The sequence below is a fragment of the Nonomuraea sp. NPDC050227 genome (assembly GCF_044459705.1).
In the GTDB taxonomy this organism is placed as follows: domain Bacteria; phylum Actinomycetota; class Actinomycetes; order Streptosporangiales; family Streptosporangiaceae; genus Nonomuraea.
In genome coordinates, this window is the sequence record NZ_JBITJF010000006.1 from 32208 (window position 1) to 54271 (window position 22064).

General features: G+C 72.2%; 17 protein-coding genes. 4 read left to right on the forward strand and 13 right to left on the reverse strand.

Annotated features, from left to right (window positions below):
- Positions 1-33 precede the first annotated feature (33 nt).
- A complete protein-coding gene (locus ACIBK9_RS23645) occupies positions 34-1161 on the forward strand; it encodes a type III PLP-dependent enzyme (protein WP_397161122.1) in 1128 nt (375 codons plus the stop codon).
- On the opposite strand, the gene ACIBK9_RS23650 is transcribed toward ACIBK9_RS23645, so the two are convergent.
- Both ACIBK9_RS23650 and ACIBK9_RS23655 read right to left on the reverse strand, forming a co-directional pair.
- On the reverse strand, positions 1150-4410 hold the full coding sequence (locus ACIBK9_RS23650) for an ATP-dependent helicase (RefSeq protein WP_397161124.1): 3261 nt from the start codon (positions 4408-4410) through the stop codon (positions 1150-1152). The genes ACIBK9_RS23645 and ACIBK9_RS23650 overlap by 12 nt on opposite strands.
- The gene (locus tag ACIBK9_RS23655) at positions 4404-7694 is read right to left on the reverse strand and encodes an ATP-dependent helicase (protein ID WP_397161702.1); all 3291 of its coding nucleotides are present in this window, start codon (positions 7692-7694) and stop codon (positions 4404-4406) included. Before ACIBK9_RS23655 ends, ACIBK9_RS23650 begins: the two co-directional genes overlap by 7 nt.
- Before the next feature lie 265 nt (positions 7695-7959).
- Between ACIBK9_RS23655 and ACIBK9_RS23660 the strand changes: the two genes are divergently transcribed.
- On the forward strand, positions 7960-8559 hold the full coding sequence (locus tag ACIBK9_RS23660; protein ID WP_358294344.1) for an NUDIX hydrolase: 600 nt from the start codon (positions 7960-7962) through the stop codon (positions 8557-8559).
- Between the two features lie 10 nt (positions 8560-8569).
- On the opposite strand, the gene ACIBK9_RS23665 is transcribed toward ACIBK9_RS23660, so the two are convergent.
- From ACIBK9_RS23665 to ACIBK9_RS23705, 9 genes are all read right to left on the reverse strand, one after another.
- Positions 8570-11422, reverse strand: coding sequence for a CDP-glycerol glycerophosphotransferase family protein (locus tag ACIBK9_RS23665; RefSeq protein ID WP_397161126.1), 2853 nt, complete (start codon positions 11420-11422; stop codon positions 8570-8572).
- Between the two features lie 101 nt (positions 11423-11523).
- Positions 11524-11838 (reverse strand): MGMT family protein, encoded by a 315-nt coding sequence (locus ACIBK9_RS23670; protein WP_352352833.1) that lies wholly within the window; start codon positions 11836-11838, stop codon positions 11524-11526.
- Positions 11826-12185 carry a hypothetical protein gene (locus ACIBK9_RS23675; protein WP_397161129.1) on the reverse strand — a complete coding sequence of 120 codons (360 nt, stop codon included), beginning with the start codon at positions 12183-12185 and terminating at the stop codon, positions 11826-11828. Before ACIBK9_RS23675 ends, ACIBK9_RS23670 begins: the two co-directional genes overlap by 13 nt.
- Positions 12186-12241: 56 nt before the next feature.
- On the reverse strand, positions 12242-13411 hold the full coding sequence (locus ACIBK9_RS23680) for a S8 family serine peptidase (RefSeq protein ID WP_397161131.1): 1170 nt from the start codon (positions 13409-13411) through the stop codon (positions 12242-12244).
- Entirely contained in the window at positions 13387-14286 is a 900-nt protein-coding gene (locus ACIBK9_RS23685; RefSeq protein WP_397161133.1) for a hypothetical protein, read from the reverse strand. The genes ACIBK9_RS23680 and ACIBK9_RS23685 overlap by 25 nt, the downstream gene beginning before the upstream one ends.
- Positions 14287-14345: 59 nt before the next feature.
- A complete protein-coding gene (locus ACIBK9_RS23690) occupies positions 14346-15581 on the reverse strand; it encodes a S8 family serine peptidase (protein WP_397161135.1) in 1236 nt (411 codons plus the stop codon).
- Positions 15575-16297: a hypothetical protein gene (locus tag ACIBK9_RS23695; RefSeq protein WP_397161137.1), complete on the reverse strand. Its 723-nt coding sequence runs from the start codon at positions 16295-16297 to the stop codon at positions 15575-15577. The genes ACIBK9_RS23690 and ACIBK9_RS23695 overlap by 7 nt, the downstream gene beginning before the upstream one ends.
- 46 nt (positions 16298-16343) lie before the next feature.
- The gene (gene moeZ / locus ACIBK9_RS23700) at positions 16344-17525 is read right to left on the reverse strand and encodes an adenylyltransferase/sulfurtransferase MoeZ (protein ID WP_397161139.1); all 1182 of its coding nucleotides are present in this window, start codon (positions 17523-17525) and stop codon (positions 16344-16346) included.
- A gap of 43 nt (positions 17526-17568) precedes the next feature.
- Positions 17569-18474 carry an alpha/beta hydrolase gene (locus tag ACIBK9_RS23705; RefSeq protein WP_358294356.1) on the reverse strand — a complete coding sequence of 302 codons (906 nt, stop codon included), beginning with the start codon at positions 18472-18474 and terminating at the stop codon, positions 17569-17571.
- Positions 18475-19328: 854 nt separating this feature from the next.
- Here ACIBK9_RS23705 and ACIBK9_RS23710 point away from each other — a divergent pair.
- Both ACIBK9_RS23710 and ACIBK9_RS23715 read left to right on the forward strand, forming a co-directional pair.
- A complete protein-coding gene (locus ACIBK9_RS23710; RefSeq protein ID WP_397161141.1) occupies positions 19329-19718 on the forward strand; it encodes a hypothetical protein in 390 nt (129 codons plus the stop codon).
- A 457-nt stretch (positions 19719-20175) separates the two neighbouring features.
- On the forward strand, positions 20176-20586 hold the full coding sequence (locus ACIBK9_RS23715; RefSeq protein ID WP_397161143.1) for a hypothetical protein: 411 nt from the start codon (positions 20176-20178) through the stop codon (positions 20584-20586).
- Between the two features lie 332 nt (positions 20587-20918).
- On the opposite strand, the gene ACIBK9_RS23720 is transcribed toward ACIBK9_RS23715, so the two are convergent.
- Both ACIBK9_RS23720 and ACIBK9_RS23725 read right to left on the reverse strand, forming a co-directional pair.
- On the reverse strand, positions 20919-21242 hold the full coding sequence (locus ACIBK9_RS23720) for a hypothetical protein (protein ID WP_387677364.1): 324 nt from the start codon (positions 21240-21242) through the stop codon (positions 20919-20921).
- Between the two features lie 367 nt (positions 21243-21609).
- Positions 21610-21981, reverse strand: a complete 372-nt coding sequence (locus ACIBK9_RS23725; RefSeq protein ID WP_397161146.1) for a hypothetical protein — start codon at positions 21979-21981, stop codon at positions 21610-21612.
- Positions 21982-22064 lie beyond the last annotated feature (83 nt).

Sequence of the window (22064 nt, forward strand, 5' to 3'; positions counted from 1 at the left end):
GTGAGCGGCGTCCAGAAGCGGGAACCCGCTGGCGTGAACCGCGCGCCGGAGCGCGAACCCGCTCGCCCGAAGCGCGTGCCGGAGCGCGAGCCCGCTCGCGTGAGCGGCGTGCTGGAGGCCGCCGCCCGGCTGCCCGCGTTGCCCGCCTACCTCTACGACCTGCCCGCGCTCGACGAGCACGCGGCGTCGGTGCGCGCGGCGCTGGGCGAGGTCGAGCTGTACTACGCGGTCAAGGCCAACCCCGACGCCGAGCTGCTGCGGGTGCTGGCCCGGCACGTGGACGGGTTCGAGGTGTCGTCGGCGGGCGAGCACGCGCACGTCTCCGCGCTGCTCCCGGGCGCGCGGCTGGCGCTCGGCGGGCCCGGCAAGACCGACGCCGAGCTGCGGCTGCCGCACCACCGCCTGCACGTCGAGTCGCCGTACGAGCTGCGCCGCCTGCTCGCGACCGGGCTGGAGGCCGACGTGCTGCTGCGGGTCAACCCGGACCTGCCGGTCGAGGGGGCCGCGCTCACGATGGACGGCCCCTTCGGCATGGACGAGGCCGGGCTGGCCGAGTGCCTGCCGCTGTTCACCGGCCGCGTACGGCTGCGCGGCCTGCACGCCCACCTGGCCAGCGGCCTGACCGCCGCCCAGCTCCTCCGCCTGGCCGGGGCCCTGCTGGAGACCGGGCATCGGGAGGTCAACCTGGGCGGGGGCATGGCGGTGTCGTACACGTCGGGCGAACGCTTCGACTGGGCGGCCTACGGCGAGGGCCTGGCCGCGCTGCGGGCCGGGCGGCGGCTGCGGGTCGAGCCGGGCAGGTCGCTCACCGCCTACTGCGGCCACTACGTCACCGAGGTCGTGGAGGTGAAGCGGGTGCGCGGCCAGGCGTACGCGATCGTCCTGGGCGGGACGCACCACCTGCGCACGCCGGTGACCAAGGGCCACGACCAGCCGTTCACGGTCCTGCCCACAGGCGGCGGGCCCGGGGTCGCCGGGGAGCCCGTGACGTTCACGGGCCAGCTGTGCACCCCCAAGGACGTCCTCGCCCGGAACGTGGTGACCTCGGTGCGGGCAGGCGACCGGGTGGTGTTCGGCATGGCCGGGGCCTACGCCTGGAACATCTCACACCACGACTTCCTCATGCACCCCCGCCCCGCCTTCCATTACCTAGGACTCTGACGCCGGGACCGCCTCGACGAGCGCGACCAGCCCGTCGGCGTCGAGCAGGTTGACCGGCCGCACGGTTCTGTTGGCCCGGACGTAGTGGAAGGCCGCGCTCACCTTCTCCAGCGGCACCCCGGCCAGGTGCGACCACGCCAGCCGGTACGCGGCCAGCTGCACCGAGGCCGTGCGGGCCGCCTTCCCCCTGGGCGGGACGCCGGTCTTCCAGTCGACCACCTCGTAGCCGCCGTCGGGCAGCTCGAAGACGGCGTCCATCCGCCCGCGCACGAGCCGGTCGGCGATCATGGTCTCGAACGGCACCTCCAGGTCGACCGGCCGCCGGTCGGCCCACTCGCTCTCCTCGAACCGCTCCTGCAGCTCGGCCAGCCGCACGTCGGCCTCCTCCAGCTCCTCCAGCGGGTCGAGGTCGAAGTCGTCGATCAGCCGCTGCTGGTCCCACCGGCTCTCCAGCCACTTGTGGAACGACGTGCCCCGGCGGGCCAGCGGCGCGGGCTTGCGCGGCACCGGACGGCGGATCCTGCGGGCCAGCTCGGCCGGGTCGGTGGCCAGCGTGACCAGCGACGACACGGTCAGCTTGGCCGGCAGCTCGACGACGGTCGCCGGCCTGCGCCGGTTGAGCTCGCGCTCGCGCAGCAGCAGGTCGGTGTCGCGCTCCCAGGCGCGCAGGCGTTCCTCCTCGAACGGGCGCAGCGGCTCGTCGTCCTCGTCGGCCAGGTTGCCGGCCAGGGCGTCCTCGACCAGCCGGGCGCCGTCGAGCACCGACTCGTAGCGCAGGCCCTCGGGGGTGACCGGCCAGACGGCCTCGGCCGGCTCGGCGAGCAGCGGGTTCGTCGCGCCCTCGGCGAGGTCGCCGGCCCAGTAGGACACCCGGTCGGCCGTGTCGCGGATCTCCAGCAGGAACTCCGACGGCTCCAGCGGCTTGGTGGCGCTGCCCCAGCGGTAGCCGGAGGCGATGAGGTGGTAGTGGGCCCGGGTGACGGCGACGTAGGCCAGCCGCCGCTCCTCCATCAGGTCGCGCTCCCGGCACTGCTCGTCGAACGCGGCCAGCTCCTCCTTGCTCAGCCCGCCCAGCCGGGGCAGGTCGGCGGCGTCGCCGCGCAGCGGGTAGGGCAGCTTGCGCGGGTTGTCGGTCCAGCGGCTGTTCATCACCGGCGTGGCCGGGAACACGCTGCCCGTCGCGATCGTGCCCTTCGAGCTGAGGAGCCGCGACAGGCCGGGCACGACCACGACCGGCCACTCCAGCCCCTTGGACGCGTGGACGGTCATCAGCTTGACGCTGTTGCTCTCGCCGACCCGACCCGCCTCCAGCCCGAACTCCTCGCTCTCGGCCGCCTGGAGGTAGGCCAGGAACGCGCCCAGCGTCGGGTCCTCGGCGTCGCCGGCGAACCTGGCGGCCGCGTCGATGAAGGCGTCGAGGTCGGCCCGCGCGGCGAACGCTCCGGCCGTGCCGCTGCGGGCGGCCACCTCGATGTCCAGGCCGAGCCGGCGTTCGATCTCGGTGACCAGGTCGGGCAGCGGCTGGGCGGTGTGGCCGCGCAGGCTGCGCAGCTCCTGGGCGAGCGCGACCAGCCGGGTGCGGGCCAGCGGCGAGAACGACTCCAGCCACTCGGGCCGGTCGGGCAGCTCGTCGAGCGCGTCGACCAGGCTGCCGCGCTCCTCGGCCAGGTCGGCGACCACCTGGTCGAGCGGGTCGTCGGCGCGGTGGCTCTCGCTCAGCTCGCGGGCCAGCTCCCTGGCGTGCTCCCCCAGCACCCGCAGGTCGGCCGGCCCGACCCGCCAGCGCGGCCCGGCCAGCAGCCTGGCCAGCGCGTCGCCGGCGGTGGCGTCGTAGAGCACGCGCAGGGTCGCCACGATGTCGCTGACCTCGGGCACGGTCAGCAGGCCGCCCAGCCCGACCACCTCGACCGGGATGTCGCGGTCCTCCAGCGCCTTGCGCAGCGCGGGGAACTGCGAGCGCTTGCGGGCCAGGATCGCGACGTCCTGGGGCTGGAGGGCGAGCGTCTTCTTGCGTTCCTTCTCGCCCCAGGGCAGGCCGTCGGGGGCGGTCTCCTGGCCGAGGATGCGGGCCACGCCGTCGGCGATCCACTTCGCCTCGTCCTCGGCGGTCTCGTGGAAGGCGCAGGTGACGCGGCCCCGGTCGACCCGGTTGGGCCCCGGCACCAGCACGGGCACCTCGCGGGCCTCCATGCGCAGCGGGAGCTGGACGCGGGCGGCGACGTCGAGCACCCGGTCGCCGTTGCGGAAGCTGACGCTGAGCTGCCGGACCGGCGCCTCCTCCCCGGCGCCGGTGCGGAAGTCGCGGGGGAAGCGGCGCAGGTTGCCCGCCGAGGCGCCGCGCCAGCCGTAGATGGACTGGCAGGGGTCGCCGACGGCGGTGACCGGATGGCCGCCGCCGTAGAGCGAGCGCAGCAGGACGAGCTGGGCGTGGCTGGTGTCCTGGTATTCGTCGAGCAGGACCACGGAGTAGCGGGACCGTTCGATCTCGCCCACTTCCTTGTGGTTGGCGGCGATCCGGGCGGCCAGCGACATCTGGTCGCCGTAGTCGATGACCTCGCGGCGGCGCTTGAGCCGTTCGTACGCCTCCACCAGCGGCAGCAGCTGCTCCCTGGCCGCGTGCACGCCGACCGGCTTGCGCTGCGCCACGGTCGTGCGGCCGGGCAGCGCGGCCAGCCGGGCCTCCAGCCACTCCCCCATCCGCCGCACGTCGGCGGGCCCGCGCAGGTGCTCCGACAGCTCGCCGGCGAGTTCCAGCAGGGCGGCGGTGACCGAGGGCGGACCCAGCTCGATCTTGTCCATCGGCCCGTCGTACAGGGCCACCACGCGCGAGGCGAGCTGCCACGACACCGCCGGGGTGACCAGGCGCATGGTGGGTTCGAGCGCCTCGCGCAGGGCGTGGTCGGTGACCAGGCGGGCGGCGTAGGCATGGTAGGTGGAGACGGTCGGCTCGTTGTCGAGCGCGCCGGGCGCGACCAGGCCCGCCTCGGCGAGCCCGGTCAGGCGCTCCCTGACCCGGACGGCCAGCTCGGCCGCGGCCTTGCGGGTGAACGTCAGCCCCAGCACGTTCTCCGGTTTGACCAGGCCGTTGGCCACCAGCCAGACCACCCGCCCGGCCATCGTCTCGCTCTTGCCCGAGCCCGCGCCCGCCATGACGACCATCGGTTCGAGCGGCGCCTCGATGACCGCGGCCTGCTCGCTCGTCGGCGGCAGGATGCCGAGCTTGTCGGCCAGTTCGACCGGGTTCAGCACACCTGGCCCCCGTTGTCGTTGACCGGGCAGCTCGCCCGCGCCGCGCACGTGCGGCAGCCGTCGTTCACCTTGGCCTGGAAGAACGGGCCCGACATGCCCGTGGCGACGGTGTCGACCAGGTCGCCGGCCCAGCCGGGGTTCTTGTCGTCGGCCAGCGCGCCCTGCCGCTGCTCGGTGGCGGCGTTCTTGCCGGCCGCCTTGCCGAGCTGGACCAGCGCGGCGCCGCCGGGCTCGGTCATGCCGTGCCGGGCGAACGCGCCGAGCAGCGCGGCGAGCTGGTAGACGCCGAGCTGCGGATGCCGGTCGAGCTCGCCCGGCTTGGGCTTGGAGCCGCCGGTCTTCAGGTCGATGATCACCGCGCGGCCGTCGTCGTCGCGCTCGACCCGGTCGACCCGGCCCTTGATCTGCACGCCCTCGGAGACCGTGGCGACGAACGACTCCTCGATGGCGACCAGCTCGCGCGGGTTGTCCTTCTGCCAGCGCAGGAACTTGCCGATCATCTGCTCGGCGACCTGGCGCTGCTTGCGGTTGTACCAGACGCCGCCGAAGTCGAGCTCGTTCCAGACCTGGTCGAGCCGCTCGCCCAGGGCGTCCTCGCCGGGCAGGTCGGTGGCGGCCAGCATGGCCAGCGCGTGGATGACGTTGCCGAGGCCCTGGGCGGTGCTGGTGCCCGCGGCGCCGACCGCCGTCTCCAGGAGCCAGCGCAGGCCGCACTTGGTGAAGCTCTCGACCGCGGACGGGGAGATGTTGACGATGCCGTCCGGCCAGCTCAGCGGGCGGTCATCGGTGATGGGGGTGAGGGCGTACCAGTCGTTGGGGTGGGCGCCCTGGACCCCGGCGGCGGCCAGGCGGGCGAGCTGCCGCGCGGCGCGCTGCCGGACCTTGGCCGGTTTGGTGGGGTCGGTCACCGCGCTGCGGAGGTCGGCCACCAGCGCCGACATGGTCAGCCAGCGCGCCCGGTCGTCGACCGTGGCCGACTCGACCGCGCCCGGCATCAGCTCCGACAGGAACCGGGAGGGCCGCTCGTCGGTGTCCTCGCCGCCGACCGCCGTGACCACCAGCCGCCGCCTGGCCCGCGTGGCCGCGACGTAGAACAGCCGCCGCTCCTCGGCCAGCAGCTTGGAGGCCAGCGACGCGGCGCTCGGCTCGGCGCCCTCGACCACCTCCACCAGGTCGTCGGCGCCCAGCAACGACCCGCGCAGCCGCAGGTCGGGCCAGACCCCCTCCTGGACGCCCGCCACGACCACGATGTCCCATTCCAGGCCCTTGGAGCGGTGGGCCGTCAGCACCCGCACGGCGTCGCCGTCGGGGGCGCGGTCGGCCAGCGTGTCGCCCGGGATCTCCTGGGCGGCCAGGTTGTCGAGGAACACCTCGGGGCCCGCCTTGGGCATGCGGTCGACGAACTTGGCGGCGTGGTCGAACAGCGCCACCACCGCGTCGAGGTCGCGGTCGGCCTGCGCGCCGCGGGAGCCGCCGGACAGGCTCTGCTCGGTCCAGCGCGGGCCCAGGCCGCTGGCGTGCCACACGGCCCACAGGAGGTCTTCGGCGGTGCCCTCCTGCGCGGCGGCCTCGCGGGCGGCGGCGAGCAGCTTGGCGACGCGTTCGGCGGGGAGGGCGACGTGCGGCTCGACGCGGGTGAGCTCGCGGGCGTCCTGGATCGCCGCCACCAGCAGCTCGCCGGACGACCGCGCCCCGGCCTTCCCGGCGACCGGCTCCTCCTCGGGGGCCGGCTCCTCCTCCGCGATCGGCTCCTCCTCGGGGGCCGGGTCCTCCTCCGCGACCGGGTCCTCCTCGGCGGCCGGTTTCTCCTCGGCCGGTCCCTGCGCGGTCGGCGGCTCCTCGGCGGCCAGGGCCTCGTTCTCGGCTATCTTGAGCGCCCGGCGCAGGCGGCGTACGCCGATCATGTCCGTGCCGCCGAGCGGGCCCGTCAGCAGCTCCTCGGCCACCCCCTCGTCGAGCTGCGCCGGGTCGAGCGCCACCCGCAGCATCGTGAGCAGCGGCCGGACCCCCGGCTCCTGGGCGATCGGCACCTCGTCCCCGGCGATCATCGTCGGCACCCCGGCGTTGACCAGCGCCCGCCGCAGCAGCGGCACCTGGCGCTTGGCCGAGCGCACCAGCACCGCCATGCGGTGCCAGGGCACCCCCTCGATCAGGTGCGCCCGTCGCAGCGTGTCGGCGACGATCGCGGCCTCCTGGCTGGTGCTGTCGGCCAGCAGGACGCGCGCGTCGCCGGGCTCGACGCCGGCCGCCGGGACCAGGTCGCGGTGGCCGTGCCGCTGGTCGTGGTCGGGGGCCGGGGCGATCGGCAGGCGGGCGGCGACCCGGCGCGAGGCCTCCAGCAGGTCGGCCCCGCTCCTGCGGCACACGCGCAGCGCCACCACCGGCGCCTCGCGCCCGTCGAGCGTCCTGAACCGCTCGGGGAACTTCATGATCCCCTGGACGTCGGCGCCCCGGAACCCGTAGATCGACTGGTCGGGGTCGCCCACCGCGACGAGGTCGCGCCCGTCGCCGGCGAGCTGGTCGAGCAGGTACTCCTGGGCCGGGTCGGTGTCCTGGTACTCGTCGACGAACACCATGTCGTGGGCGGCCCGCTCGCGCGCGCGCACCTCGGGCCTGGTCAGCAGCGCCGAGGCGGCCCCGATCAGCTCGGCGTAGTCGTAGGTGTCCTCGGGGTCGAGGTCGAAGCGGTCCTGGTAGCGCTCGTAGAACCGGCCGGTGGCGATCCAGTCGCTCCTGCCGTGCAGCCGGCCGAGCGCGACCAGCCGCTCGCCGTCGAGGCCGCGCTCGGCGGCCCTGGACAGGAAGTCGCGCACCTCCTCGGCGAAGCCGCGGGTCTTGAGCGCCTCGCGCAGGGACGGCGGCCAGTCGAGCGCGCCGTTCTCCAGCTCGCCGTGGAGCAGCCGGCGGATCTCCAGAAGCTGTTCGGGGCCGGTCAGCAGGCGCGGCGGCGCCTTGCCCTCCAGCACGGACTCGCGGCGCAGGAGCGCGTAGGCGTAGGAGTGGAAGGTCAGCGCCAGAGGTGAGCGGGTGGTGCGCCGCAGCCGCCCGGTGACGCGCTGGCGCAGCTCCTCGGCGGCCTTGCGGCTGAAGGTGAGGATGAGCACCCGTTCGGGGTCGGCCCCGCGCCGTTCGATACGCTCGACCACGCTCTCGACGATCGTCGTCGTCTTGCCCGTGCCGGGCCCCGCGAGGACGAGGAGCGGGCCGCTCCGGTGCTCGACCACGGCACGCTGATGTTCATCCAGCGCAGGAGGCTCAACAGGGCCTCCGCTGCCACGCCGCACCAACCGCCAGGTCTGACCACTCACAGCACTAGATTCCACCAGACCACACGGACAGATCGTGCCGACTTACCCGGTCTCCCGCCGCGATCCGCCTACCGTATCGAGGCAAATATCCGAATATCGTGCGACACGCCGAGGCCGCGGTTTCGCCGTGGGCGTGGTGCTGCCTGGGGCGATGCGACGATCCGCACATTGCCCCACACACGCAGCGTTGTCTCTTGTAACGTTGGGTTGATACCCGCGCCTCTGCTAGGGGGTTGGTCACATGCGCTGGCAGGTCCACTCCGAAACGTCGCTCTACGCCGACCAGTGGCTGGACATCCGGATCGCGGATGTGGAGCTGCCCGACGGGCGGCACCTCGACCACCGGCTGGTCCGCACCGCGCCGGCCGCGGGCGCGGTCGTCACCGACGACAAGGACCGGGTGTTGCTGATCTGGCGCCACCGCTTCATCACCGACAGCTGGGGCTGGGAGGTCCCGCTCGGCCAGGTCGACGAGGGCGAGATGCCGATGGCCGCGGCCGCCCGCGAGGTCGAGGAGGAGACCGGGTGGCGTCCGGGGCCGCTGCGTCCGCTGATGTCGGTCCAGCCCACCAACGGCTTCACCGACAGCCTCAATCACATCTACCGGGCCGACACGGCCACCCACATCGGCCCGCCCAGCGACCCCTGGGAGGCCGAGCGCATCGAGTGGGTGCACCTGTCGAGCGTCCGGCGGCTGGTCGAGGCCGGCGAGATCGTGTGCGCCACGACCCTGTCGGCGCTGCTCTACCTGCTCGTCGAGCGCCTTCCGGCCGCGCCGCGCCCTCTCGGGTACGAGCCCGGCAAGCCCTTCATGCTCTCGGACCTGCCGATCGACCTCTGAGGCCGCGCCCTCAGGAGAACAGGTGGTCGACCACGCGGGCCGTCGCCTTGCCGTCGTCCTTGGGCGCGTACGTGGCCCGGAAGGCCTCGTAGCGGTCGGCGTGCGCGGCGGCCACCTCGTCGATGGAGCGCAGCGCGTCGATCACCTCGGCCGACGTCGGCAGCACCGGGCCGGGCGCCTGCTCGGCCAGGTCGAGGTAGAGCCCCCGCTTGGCGGAGTACTTCGCCAGGTCGTAGCCGTAGAAGACGATGGGCCGGCCGGTGGCGGCGAAGTCGAACATGACCGAGGAGTAGTCGGTCACGAGGACGTCGGCGACCAGCAGCAGATCCGCCATGTCCGGATAAGTCGTGACGTCGTGGGCGATGTCGGGGACGGCGGGCATGGCCTGCATCGGATGGGCGCGTACCAGGATCTCGTGATCGGCGCCCAGGGCCTCGCGGGCCTTGGCCAGGTCGAGCTTGACCATGGCGTTCTTGCGGTCGTAGTCGCGCCAGGTCGGCGCGTAGAGCACCACCCGCTTGCCCTCCGCCAGCCCGAGCCGCTCGCGGACGGCGGCGGCCCTGACCTCGCGCTCGGGCGAGTTGAGCACGTCGTTCCTGGGCAGGCCGCTCTCCAGGATCTCGCCCTTGTAGCCGAAGGCCCGGCGCAGCACCGTGGTGGCCCACGGCGACTGCGACAGCAGCAGGTCCCAGCCGCGCACCTCGGCCGCCTGCCGGTACCAGATCGGCGGACGGGGGTCGCGGGCCATGTGCGGCTGGTCGTTGCCGATGCGCTTGGCCGGGGTGCCGTGCCAGGTCTGCACCACGACCTGATCCTCGCGGGCGCGGAACCAGGCGGGCAGGAAGGAGTTGGTGACGATGTGGCTGGAGCGGGCCAGCGCGGCGTGGTGCTCGCGGCTGCCCGCCCGCACCGCCCGCGCGCCGCCCGGCGGCACGAACGCGGCGTCCTTGACGATCCAGATGTGCTCGCGGTCGTCGCCCCTGCGCAGCCGCTCCTCGTAGATGGCGCGCACGCTGTCGGCGTAGAGCCGGCCGTCGTTGACGACGTAGACGGTCGCGTCGTGCAGCGGCTCGGTGCGCTGGGCCGGGTAGAAGACGCGGCGCAGCACGTGGGTGCCGGCCACGCCCCGCTCGTCGTTGGGACGCCCCTCCTCCACCGTGATCACCGGCACGTCGAACCGCGTGGAGATCATCCGGTACGCCCGGCTGTCGACCGTACGCGGCTCCTCGTCGAGCCCCGGCAGGGCGGCGTGGTCCATCCGGAACGGCACGATCTCGCCCGACGGGTGCCGGAAGGACATGTTCCAGGTGCCCGAGGCCAGCGGCACGGACTCGCCGAAACGGTCCATGGACGAGGGCGTCACCCGGACGGAGAAGTCGTCGCCCGACCGCTCCATGGGCAGCGAGTACGACAGCCCCGACCGGTGGCGCAACGTCAGCACCCGGGGGCCGGGCGCGTCGGGGTAGTCGCCGCGCAGGACCAGCGTGGAGCCCTCCCAGACGGCGGAGGTGATCACCGGGCGGATGCGGTGGGCGGAGACCACGACGCGGTCGCGCCGGTCGCCGAGCACGGTGATCTCCCGGTCGCCCACCGGAGTGCGCGTCTCGACCAGGTCGCCGAGCATGACGGAGGCCGCCGGGTCGCCCTTGGGCTCGACCCACAGCCGCCGGCCGTCCTTCTCCTGGAGCAGCGCGGGCACGGCGAGCCCGATCAGCACCTCGGTGCCGCCGCCGGACGGCGTGAAGTCGGCGGCGATGCGGTGGCCGCCCAGCCTGGCGTGGCCCTTGGTCACGCTGCGGCCGGGCAGGAAGATCTTGAGTTCGAGGCGTTCGTCCTGGACGGACACGCCGGTCAGCTCGGCCCTGTTGGGCTGGAGCACGACCTGCAGCGCGCGGTCGGACGTCCAGACCGGACGCACCCACCAGCCGGGCTTCAGCTTGAGGCCGGCCGGACGCTCGGGCCTGCCGATGGCCGAGCCGCGCAGCAGGCCGGTCGCCCGCGCGCCACGGCTCCAGAAGACGATCTCGGCCCGCCAGGTCGTCGCGTCGGGCACCCCCGGACGGTGGCGCAACCGCCGCCGCACGGCGTGCACCATGCCGCGCACGGCCCCGCGCCAGCGCAGCGGCCACGGGCTCAGCTCGGCGGTGAAGCCGGACCAGTCGTAGTTGCAGCCGGGCTCGCGCGCGCCGTGGGTGGCCTCGGGGGCGAGCACCCGCTTGGTGCGCATGCGGATCGGCGGCAGCCAGCGCGGCCCGCGCAGCACCACGGTCGCCCAGTTGAACCTGCGGCTGCGGACCGACAACCCGGCCAGGTACGCGAAACCGGTGACGCGCAGCCTGCCGTCGACCCACACGATGTCGTCGATGTGGGTCACCGGCACCATGTCGGCGCGGCGCAGCCGGTAGAGGTCGGGCGGCAGCTCGTCGCGGAAGGGCAGGTCGGCGTACCAGCTCAGGCCCTTGCGGATGCGCTTGGACGGCTCGGCCGCCGCGGTGACGACCTTGACCAGCGTCTCGCCGTCGACCAGCTCGTCGTCGGGACGGTGCTCGATCAGGTGGCAGATCACCCGGCGGGCGACGGGCAGGTCGCGCTTGACCTCCGCGGCCACGCCGGCCAGGTAGGGGCGGATCAGGGTGAGCAGCTCGCGGCGCCGGGCCGGGCCGCGCTTGACCGCGAGGTCGATGCGCGACCCCAGAGGCCCGCTGAGCACCTCGGTGTCGAACGCCGCGTCGCGGCCGCCGGGCCCGACGGCACGCATGACCGCCTCAAGAGGCTCGCCACGATCGCAGAGATCCTGGACAGCCTTGAGGCGGTCGGCGAGCGTGTCGCCGCTGTGGCGCTGGGCTGTGACGCCGGTGGCCATCGTGGAGGCACCGCCTTTCGGGCCTGTCAGTGTTCAGCCCATGGTAATGGGAGTCACATGTCACAGAATCGCCTCAACGGCGAAACCGCAGGTCAGGACCCTTACTGAAAATCGGCTGAACGCCCGTCCCAGCGCGCCTTCCTCATGTCCACCCGTTCGCCGCGCAACGGGGTGCCCTCCTCGCGCCAGTGGGCCAGGCATCGTCGCAGGTGGTCGGGGGCGGCGCCGCTGCCGTCGGCGTGCACGACCCGCCACCACGGGACGCCGCCGCCCAAGGTGGACATCACCTTGCCCACCTGGCGGGGGCCGCCCTCGCCCAGGTATTCGGCGATGTCGCCGTAGGCCATGACCTTGCCGGGCGGGATGCGTTCGACCAGGTCGAGCACCCGCTCAGCGAAGGGGTTCAGGGGGTCCATGCGGCCGGGCCCGCGTCGATGATCTCGTCGAACTTGCCGATCTCCATCACCGTCCCGCCGGATAGAACCTCGATCACGCCGTCGCGCAGCGCGTAGATCTCGCCGTCCTCGCCCACCAGGCGGGCGCCGAGCGCGGCCGACAGCCGCAGGAGCTGGGCCACCTGCCAGTCGGAGCCGGGCTCGCCCACGACCTGGCCCTGCCAGCGCGCCACCGCGTGCCGGCCGTCGTCGTGGCCGGCCACGATCTCCTCAGATCCGCGCAGCTCGAAACCGGCCGGCGCGATGGCCTTCGCGAGCTCCGCGAAGGCGAGTGGCGACTCGCGCACCACCCGCAGCTCGTATCCCATGACGCGCGACCATAGCGGATCTTTACCGTCCACGCGGGCGAAGTACGAGCGGTTCATCACTCCTTGCGCTGATTGAGCACGATGATCGCCCCGCAGAACGTCACCAGCGCAACCAGCACACCCCCTCCGTACAGCCACAACCGCCACGGATCGGCCCCCGGACGGGTCGGCACCGGGGAGTCCTCGCCCCGGCCGAAGTGGTCCTTTCCGGGCACGGTCACGCTGCGCCGCTGACCGGTCAGGCGCTCGGCGGCGTTGAGGGCGGCCCCGGCGTCCACCACGCCGAACCCGGTGTTGTCGTCGTAGCCCGCGGCCGGACGGCCCCGCGCGCTGGAGGCCAGCGCCTGGGCCACCTGCTCGGGCGGCAGGCCGGGAAAGCGCGACTTGACCAGCGCGGCCACGCCGGCCACGAGCGCGGCGGCCGAGCTGGTGCCGTCGGACAGCTCGTACCCGCTGGGCCGCTTGACCACGGGCACCTGCACGCCGGGCGCGCCGACGAGGACCGACAGGTTGTCGCTGCTGAACGTGGCCTTCCTGCCCTGCTTGTCGGTCGCGCCGACGCCGATCACGCCCGAGTAGCCGGCCGGGAAACTCCAGAACGAGGTGCCCTTCTCCTTGGCGTAGGGCGTCTGGCCGTCGTTGCCGACGGCGGCCACCAGCACCACGCCCTTGCTCAGCGCGTACGACACCGCCTCACGCTCGGACCTGATCGGCCCGTAGGAGCCGATCGACATGCTGACGACCTGGGCGCCATGGTTGGCGGCGTAGCGCAGGGCGCGGGCCAGCGAGCTCTCGGGCGACTGGAGGTCCGTGGGGGGCAGCAGGTCGAACGCCGGCTCGTCGTCGGTGGCCAGGGGCAGCGACAGGATGCGCGCGCCGGGCGCGACGCCGATCAGCCCGTCGCCGGCGCCGGAACCGGCGATCAGCGCGGCCATGGCGGTGCCGTGCCGCCCCGGCTGCACCTCGCGGGCCACCGCGCCCGAGCTCATGTCGGGCCCGGTCGTGACGCGGCCCTTCAGCTCCTTGATCCCGGCGTCCACCGCGCTGTCCACGACGGCGACCGTGACGCCCTCGCCCTTGGTCACGTTCCACGCCTGCTCGACGTTGAGCGCGTCCAGCACCCATTGCTGCTGCTCCCTGATCGGGGCCGCCGTGGGCCCGAGGAGGACGAGCAACGTGGCGGCGAACGCCCGTACGGCGGTCAGCACACGTTCCCCTGGGTGCACGGCGGGACCTTGGGAGGATCCGCCAGGAAGTAGGCGATCTGGTTGCCGACCGACTTGGCCGCCGGCCAGAGCTCGCTGTGCAGGATCTCCTCCGGGGGGATGGCGGCCCTGGTGCGCCCGTCGGCGTACCCGGCGGTGGAGAAGACGATGTACGGCCCGGCGCCCACCCAGCCGGTGCGCTGGCGCTGCTCGGTGCCGAAACGTTCGGTCACGGTGCCGGGGAAGGCCACGGGCAGCACGCCCACCCGGTCGTCCTGGCCCAGTTGCTCGCCCGCCGACACCCTGGACTCCTCGTCCTTCAGCACGGCCACGCCGACGGTGATGACGAAAGTGGAGGTCTGGTCGACGTACGTGGCGCGCAGCAGCGTGACGCACCCGTGGCTGTCGAGGACCCCGGCGACGGAGGCGTCCACGCCCTTGCCGCAGTCGGTCTCGGGGGCGATGCCGACCCGCCTGGCGTACTGCTGGGCGCGGTCGAGGCCGAGGTACTTGACCTCCTCGGGGAAGACGCCCGTGGCCGGCCACGCCTGCCAGCGCCGGGCGATCTCCTCCTGCTTGTACTGGTTCTGCTCGGACGGGGTCAGCGGGCGCGAGCGCGTCTCGTTGAGCAGCCCGATCGTGCCCAGCAGCACCACGAGGGCCGACACGGCCACGACCGCGCCGACCAGCACGACGAAGATGCGCCGAAAGCGCACGCCCTGCTGGAGGGCCGCCAGCTCGGCGCGTTCCCTGGCCGCGGTGCGCGTACGGGAGTTGGCCGCCGGCCAGGCGCGCACGCGGGCCCGGCGGCCGGTCGACGCCCCGAGCGGGTTGCTGCGTCCCGATGTGGCCTCGCCGGCGCGCGGTAGCCCTGAGGTCGACCTACGTGCCTTCACCACCCTGGCCTCGTTCCCGCGGTTGGTCGGTGTCTATTTCGTCCCCGTTAGCAGGCGGATCATGCGTCGTGTGCGCCGTGGTCGCGTCGTACGCGTCTGACCAGGAAGAAGATGACCGCCAGCGACGCGAGCGCGCCGCCCGCGGCGCCCGCGGCGACGGCCGCGTAGATCGTCACGCGCCGGTGGTCCCTCGCGGTGACCCGGATGGGCCCGACGGGGCCGCCCGCCAGGGGCCGGGCGGGGTCCTGGGCCTGCGGGCCGGTCGCGGTCTCGGTGTGCGTGGCCAGGCGGGCGGCCTCGGCCAGGGCCCTGCGGGCGTTGACGACGCCGAAGCCGGTGCCGGTGTCGTAGCCGCCGGGCGGCCGGTCGTCGGCGCTGTCGGCGAGCGCCTGGACGACCAGCGGCGGCGACATCTGCGGATATTTTGCCTTGATGAGGGCGGCGACCCCCGAGACGAGCGCGGTCGCCTGCGAGGTGCCCCGGCCGACCCAGTACTCGTCGCCGGGCCCCGCGCCCATGATGTCCACGCCCGGCGCGGCCACCAGCACCGAGGAGTTCCAGTTGGAGAACGTGGCCCGGCGCAGCCGCCGGTCGGTCGCCCCCACCGACACCACGCCGGGGAAGGACGCCGGGTAGGAGTAGGGCGCGAAGTCGCCGGCGGTCTTCCTGTCGCCGTCGTTGCCGGCCGCGGCCACCAGCACGACGCCCCTGGAGATGGCGTACCGGATGGCCGCCCGTTCCTCCCGGGTGGCGAGCTCCTTGGAGATCGACATGTTGACGACGTCCGCGCCCTGGTCGACCGCGTAGCGGATGCCCCTGGCCACGACGTCCTCGAAGCGCTCGGCCGAGTTGAACTCCCTGAACCCCGGCTCCTCGTCCTCCAGGATGACCCGTACCGACAGGACCCCGGCCTCGGGCGCGACGCCGATGACGCCCTTCCTTCCGCCCGGCCCGTGGCCGTGCCCGGCGATCAGGGAGGCCATGTACGTGCCGTGCAGCCGCGGCGGCGCGACGCCCGGCGGGTTCGCGCCCGCGGTGAGGTCGCGGCCCACGGTCACCGAGCCGGCCAGGTCGCGGTGGGCCGGATCGACCCCGGAGTCGAGCACGGCCACCGTGACCCCCGAGCCCTTGGTGACGCGCCAGGCCGCGGGCAGGTCGAGCGTCTCGATCACGGCCCGCTGGCCGCCGCGCACGTCGTCGTCGGCGTGGGCGCGGGCGGGCAGGGCGGCAGGAAGAACCGCGAGAAGGACCGCGGGAGCGGCGGACAGCGCCTTCGCGGCGCGCCGGCTCAGCACCGCCATCCCTCGGCCGCGCAGTCGGGTATGCGGGGCGTGCTGAGGTCGAGCAGCACGCGTTCGGACAGCTCGGCGGCGAAGGCGAAGATCGCCGGACGTGACTCGCCGGACGTGGTCGCGGGCCGCCCGTCCACCTGGCCCGCCGTGGTCAGCACGACGTACGGCCCTGCCTGGCGCACCGACCCGGCCTGCCGCATCGAGGGGGTGAACCGTTCGGCGACCGTGCCCGTGAAGCTGAGCGGCCGCAGCCCCGGCACGGGCTTGCCGTTGTCGGCGAACGCGCTCCTGGCCCGGACCGCGCGTGACTCGTCGGGCAGCGCCACCACGCCCACGGTGACGAGCACCCCGCGCAGCGCGTCGATGTAGGTGGCCCGCAGCACGCCCCGGCAGCCCGCCTCGCGCAACGTCCTGACCGCCTTCGCGTCGACGGACTCGGCGCCGCAGCCGGTGTGCGGCGAGATGCCGATGCGCTCGGCCCGTTCCTGCCCGCCCTGCTCGGCCGCATACGGCAGAGCAGCGGGGAAGACGCGCCCGGCGGGCCAGGCGCGCCAGCGTTCTGCGACCTCGCGCGTGGCGGCGGCACGCAGCTCGGACGCGCTCGGGCCGCGGGTCAGCTCGGTGCCCGCCGCGCTCCCGGCCACCCCGGCGGCCACCGCGCAGACCAGGGTCAGCGCGGAGGACACCACCAGGGTGGGCCAGGGGCGGGCGTGGTTCACGACACCGACCTTAAGCGCCTCGGCGGGAGGTTCCCCGGAAAACGCCTCAGTAGCTGGGCAGGCTGGGGTCGACCGTCTTGACCCAGCTCAGCACCCCACCGCCGACGTGCACCGCGTCGGCGAAGCCCGCGTTCTTGACGATCGCCAGGGCCTCGGCCGAGCGCGCGCCCGACTTGCAGTGGAGCACGATGCGCTTGTCCTGGGGCAGCTTCTCCAGGGCCGAGCCGTTGAGGAACTCGCCCTTGGGGATCAGCGTGGCGCCCGGGATGGAGACGATCTCGTACTCGTTGATCTCGCGGACGTCGACCACGTAGATGTTGTCGCCCTTGTCCATCATGGACTTGAGCTCCTGCGCGGTGATCGTGGAGCCGCTGGCGGCCTGCGCGGCCTCGTCGGAGATCGCGCCGCAGAACGCCTCGTAGTCCTCCAGCAGCTCGGTGACCGTCGGGTTCTTGCCGCACAGCACGCACTCGGGGTCCTTGCGGACCTTGACGTCCCGGTACTTCATCTCCAGGGCGTCGTAGATCATCAGCCGGCCGACGAGCGGGTCGCCGATGCCCGTCAGCAGCTTGATGGCCTCGTTGACCTGGATCGAGCCGATCGACGCGCACAGCACGCCGAGCACGCCGCCCTCGGCGCACGACGGCACCATGCCGGGAGGCGGGGGCTCGGGGTAGAGGCAGCGGTAGCAGGGCCCGTGCTCGGCCCAGAACACGCTGGCCTGGCCGTCGAAGCGGTAGATCGAGCCCCAGACGTACGGCTTGCCGAGCAGCACGGCGGCGTCGTTCACCATGTAGCGGGTGGCGAAGTTGTCCGTGCCGTCGACGATGAGGTCGTAGCCGGAGAAGATCTCCATGACGTTCTCGGTGGTCAGGGCCGCGTTGTGGACGACGACCTCGACCAGCGGGTTGATCTCGCGGACAGACGCCGCGGCGCTCTCGGCCTTCAGCCTGCCCACGTCGGACTGGCCGTGGATGATCTGGCGCTGCAGGTTGGACTCATCGACGACGTCGAAGTCGATGACGCCGAGGGTGCCGACGCCCGCCGCGGCCAGGTACATCAGGGCGGGCGAGCCCAGGCCGCCGGCGCCCACGCACAGCACCTTGGCGTTCTTCAGCCGCTTCTGCCCGGCCATCCCGACATCGGGGATGATCAGGTGGCGCGAGTAGCGGCGCACTTCGTCTACGGTCAGCTCTGTGGCCGGCTCGACCAGCGGTGGCAACGACACGTTCTACGCTCCCGTTTCAGGGGGTCACATCTCTAGCTGAAACCTACTCGGCGAGTGGGGCATTCCCCAATCTCGTCTCACCGATCAGACGGCGTGCCTCCGCCGCCACCACGCGGGGCATCTCCATCATCGCCACATGCCCCGCCGTCGGCAGCAGCACGAGCCTGACCTGCCGGAACGTACGGGCCGCCTTCGCCGCCATGGCCGGGCGCACCAGGCGGTCGTGCCGGCCGTGGACGATGAGCGTCGGGGCCTTCACCTTGGCCGCCTGGCGCCACAGGTTGTCCTCGCCCCGCCGGAAGTACTCGGCCACGATGCCCCGCGCCGAGCCGATCATGGCCTCCCCCGCGTACGGGACGTCGTCGCGCCGGCGCATCTCCTCCACGGCGTCGGCCAGGCGCACCGGGTGGACGGCGTTCACGTCCGCCCAGACCATGGCGAAGGAGGCGTTGATGCGCTGCTCGGCGGGGAGCAGGCGCAGCTTGCCGGCGAACCACTCGCCCACCCTGGGCACGGCGGCGGCGGCCACGCGGACCGGGCCGTACCTGGGCAGCAGGTCGGGCAGGGCGGGCGAGACGAGCGTGAGCGAGCGGACCAGGTCGGGCCTGGCCGCGGCGACCCGCACCGCGACCGCGCCGCCCAGCGAGTTGCCGAACAGGTGGGCCGGGCCCGTGTGCTCCATCAGGCCGATCACCGCCGCGGCGTGGCCGGCCACCGTGTAGTCGCCGTCCCGCGGCGCCGGGGAGAAGCCCGCGCCGGGCAGGTCGAGGGCGTGGCCGGTGACGGTGTCCTTGAGCTCGTCCATGAGGTCGGTCCAGTTGGTGGCCGAGCCCGCCAGCCCGTGGACGAACACGGCCTGCTCGGCCGGGCCGCCGTCGGGGGTGGATCGCACGTGCACCGGGCCGATCATGCGTCCCGGCCAGTGAGGGACCGGCTCCACCGCTGTCATACGTCCTCCTTGTCGCTCTTCCACGATAACCAGCGCGCTCAGGCGGGGTCTGCATTCCGTACAGACGCCGCTTTCGCTGACCTATCAGAGCAGCACTGGACATACGGGACGCGCAGGGGGTCGCGACGCACAGGGGATCGCGACGCGCAGGGGGTCACACCCGCCGGCCCGCGTCGGAGGCGTCGCGGCGGGGCAGGGGCTGGATCGCTCGCTCGCTCGCCGGCGAGCGGACATGGGACAGGCCCGAAATTTCCGCTCATAGATGTCTAATGGATCTCTTGGCGGCTTAAGTGTGCGGCAAAAGCTGTCTGTCCCCGTTTACCAGGTTCGAGACGGGTAAGCATCAGGAACGGATACAGTGCGCGACCTACCGGACACTCCTGGTTAGCGATCGGGAAGTCGTGGTCACCGGAAATCCATCGGGGAAGCGTAACGGCATTTCCCGAACGATCCCGACGACAGCATCGTCCAGCATTTCTCATGCCTGGCGCACAGGTGTGCCGGCGAGCATTTTCTGCGCGCCGTAAATACACGCACGGCCGCCGCCTTCCGGCGTTTATGGCCGTGCCGTCATTACACGAGAAAAGCGCGGCCGACGCTGTCGGAACCCGATGTGATGGGCACTCCGTCATATGCACATAATCGGACATATCATGGCATTTCATTCGATAGAGCTGTAATGCAAGCAATAAGATTGCTAATGCATAGCAAAATAGGGCCACTCCTGTTTGCTGTAGCTCTGTCTCGGAAATGACATTTCACGGATGGCTCATCAGCTAGTCGTTCAAGACCTGGTTCCCGGCCTCTCGGGAACGTCGAGAACGGGGCAACCAATCCTTTAGGGGGAAAACGCAATGCCCAAGCTCAAAAGTGTTATCGCAGGTCTGGCCGTCAGCACCGCGCTGACCGGCGGCGTGGTCAGCCTGGGCGCGACGACCACCGCCAACGCCAGCACCGCCAACAACGTCACCAGCCCGACGACCCTCAGCTGGGGCGATGGGGACGGTCACGGCTGGTGGCACCGTCGCCACCACCGCTGCAACAGGAACCGCCACGGCTGGGGCGGCGGCTGGGGCGGCGGCGGCTGGGGCTGGGGCGGCGGCTGGGGTGGCGGCTGGCGCCGGCACCGCGGCGGCGGCGTCTGCGTCAAGATCTTCAACGAGAACACGAACGACAACACCGAGACGAGGACCAACAACGAGCTGCGCGAGGACCGTCGCGCGCGCGGCGACCGCGACGACTGATCGCGCGGGAATGGTGCCCGTAATCCATGGATGGTCGCTCTTCACGGCGAAGTGAATCCGACCGGCGAGTACTGGGCTCTCAGGAAGTGACCGCACCCGGACCTTGCTGTCCTGCCTGAGAATCCATTCTCCTCTGTCACCGCGGCAATTCCCGGTGAGGGCTCCACTGGCATTCTGCCGGTGGGGCCCTCACTTGCGTTCTCCCTTGAATGGGGGCCCGTCTCCCCTGATGCCGGACCCTGCGGCCCCGATAGTCCGAAATGTCCGATTATGCACCATGATGCTCCATAGTGTCGGACAAGAGAGGACAATGTCCGTTTGTGGGGCATTCGGTCGGATATATCCCTGACATGGATGTTCGCTAGCGGGCATCCACGCCGCTCCACAGAAATCCGGGAGGCTCGGATTACGCGGAGCGGCGAGTACGGGGCAATCAATCCTTTTAGGGGGAAACACAATGCCCAAGCTCAAAAGTGTTATCGCAGGGCTCGCCATGGGCACCGCGCTGACCGGCGGTGTGGTCAGCGCGGGCGCGGCGACCACCGTCACCGGCGCGAGCGCTGCCAGCGTCACCGGCTCGGCCACCGCGGCCACCCTCGCCGGCTGCTTCCGGGAGGTCCGGTGCGGCTGGGGCGGCTGGGGCCGCAGCTGGGGCAACCGCTGGGGCGGCGGCTGCCACCGTCGCTGCGGCGGCGGCTGGGGCTGGGGCCGCGGGGCCGGCTGGGGCTGGGGTCGCGGCGGCGGCTGGGGCTGGCGGCGTAACAACGCCCCCCGGGTCCGCGTCGTCATCCACAACTCCAACCACAACAGCAACCACAACAACACCAACGTGCAGCGGCACGACGAGCGCGAGCACCACGACGACTAGGCGGCGGCCTCACCCGGGGACGGCCCGCCCAGCGAGAGCCCACCTGAGAAGTGAGACCACGCCGACGTAGAGGAGTGCCCGCATCCGGCCGACCCGCTCTCTCGACGGAGAGCGAGGATCGCCTCCCGGATGCGGGCACTCGACGTGTCCCGCGTCCTTCCCGAGCCGGCCCGCCCCTCGGTGCCATCCATGACCGTACGGACAAGAAGGTGAAACGAGTGAGTGCCCGCATTCCCTGCCAGGAGTTCGTTCTCGACGAGAACGGAAGTCCGGTGGGATGCGGGCACTCGGCCGCGCGATCACGGTTCGCGCCCCGGGTTCAGAACCCGTGGTCAGCTCCAGTCGCGCTCGGCGTCGTCAGTGCGAACCTGCTGCCGGACGGCATGCGCGATCGCGTCGCGGTTCCGGTTCCGGTTGACGATGATGATTTTGATCCTGGGGAGCCGGTGGCGACGCCAGTTGTTGCGCCAGCCCCAGCCGCCGCCGCACCACGAGCGGCGGAAGCAGCCGGACAGAGTGGTGGTGGTCGCCCCGGTGGTGACGTTGGTGGCGGCTTCGGCGCTGGTGGTCGTGGTCGCCGCGCCGAGGGCGATCACTCCGCCGCTCAGGGCCGTGCTCATGGCGAGCCCTGCGACAATACTCTTGAGCTTGGGCATTGCGTTTCCTCCTAAAGGTTTGGATGCCCCGTTTCTCGACGCTTCCGGATTCCCAGGAAACGACGTGGACGGTATGGCTTGCCATGCCTGCCATCCATGACCTTGATATATCCCCATGAATAGCCAGCAAACCGCAATTGTCCACTTTTGCCGGTAGGCACAGATTTGCATGGCGACTTCGCACGCAAACGCAAGTGAGGGCTCCCCGGCCGATGCCGGTGAAGCCCTCACCAGAATTTCCGAAGGCGCGGAGAGAATGAACCCTCCGGCGCGCCGTGCCGTAATTCAGGCCATTGTCCGAGCCCGGTACCCGGTGGTCGAATTCAGCGCGGCGCCGCCTTCATGAGGATGACGGTTCCGTCCGCCGTCAGCGCCAGTCGCGGTCGTGGTCGTGGTCACGGTCGTGGTCGCGAACCGTCGGGCGCGTGGTTTCGTTGTCCGTCACCCGGTTGCGGTTGAAGTTGCGGTTGTGGATGGTGACCTTCACCTTGCCCACACGGTTGCCGTGACGGCGCCAGCCCCAGCCGCCGCCCCAGCCGCCCCAGTTGTTGCCCCATCCCCAGCCACCGCACCGGGACCTGCGGAAGCAGCCGGCCTGGAAGCTGGTGGACGTGACGACACCGGCGCTGGTGGCGGCGTCGGCGCTGGTCGCGGTGGTCGCCGCACCGAGCGCTACGACACCGCCGCCCATGGCCGTGCTGACGGCGAGGCCTGCGAGAATACTCTTGAGCTTGGGCATTGCGTTTCCCCCTAAAGGATTGGTTGCCCCGTTCTCAACGCTCCCCGGTTGCCAGGGAACTGCCCTTGGACGACCTGTGATGA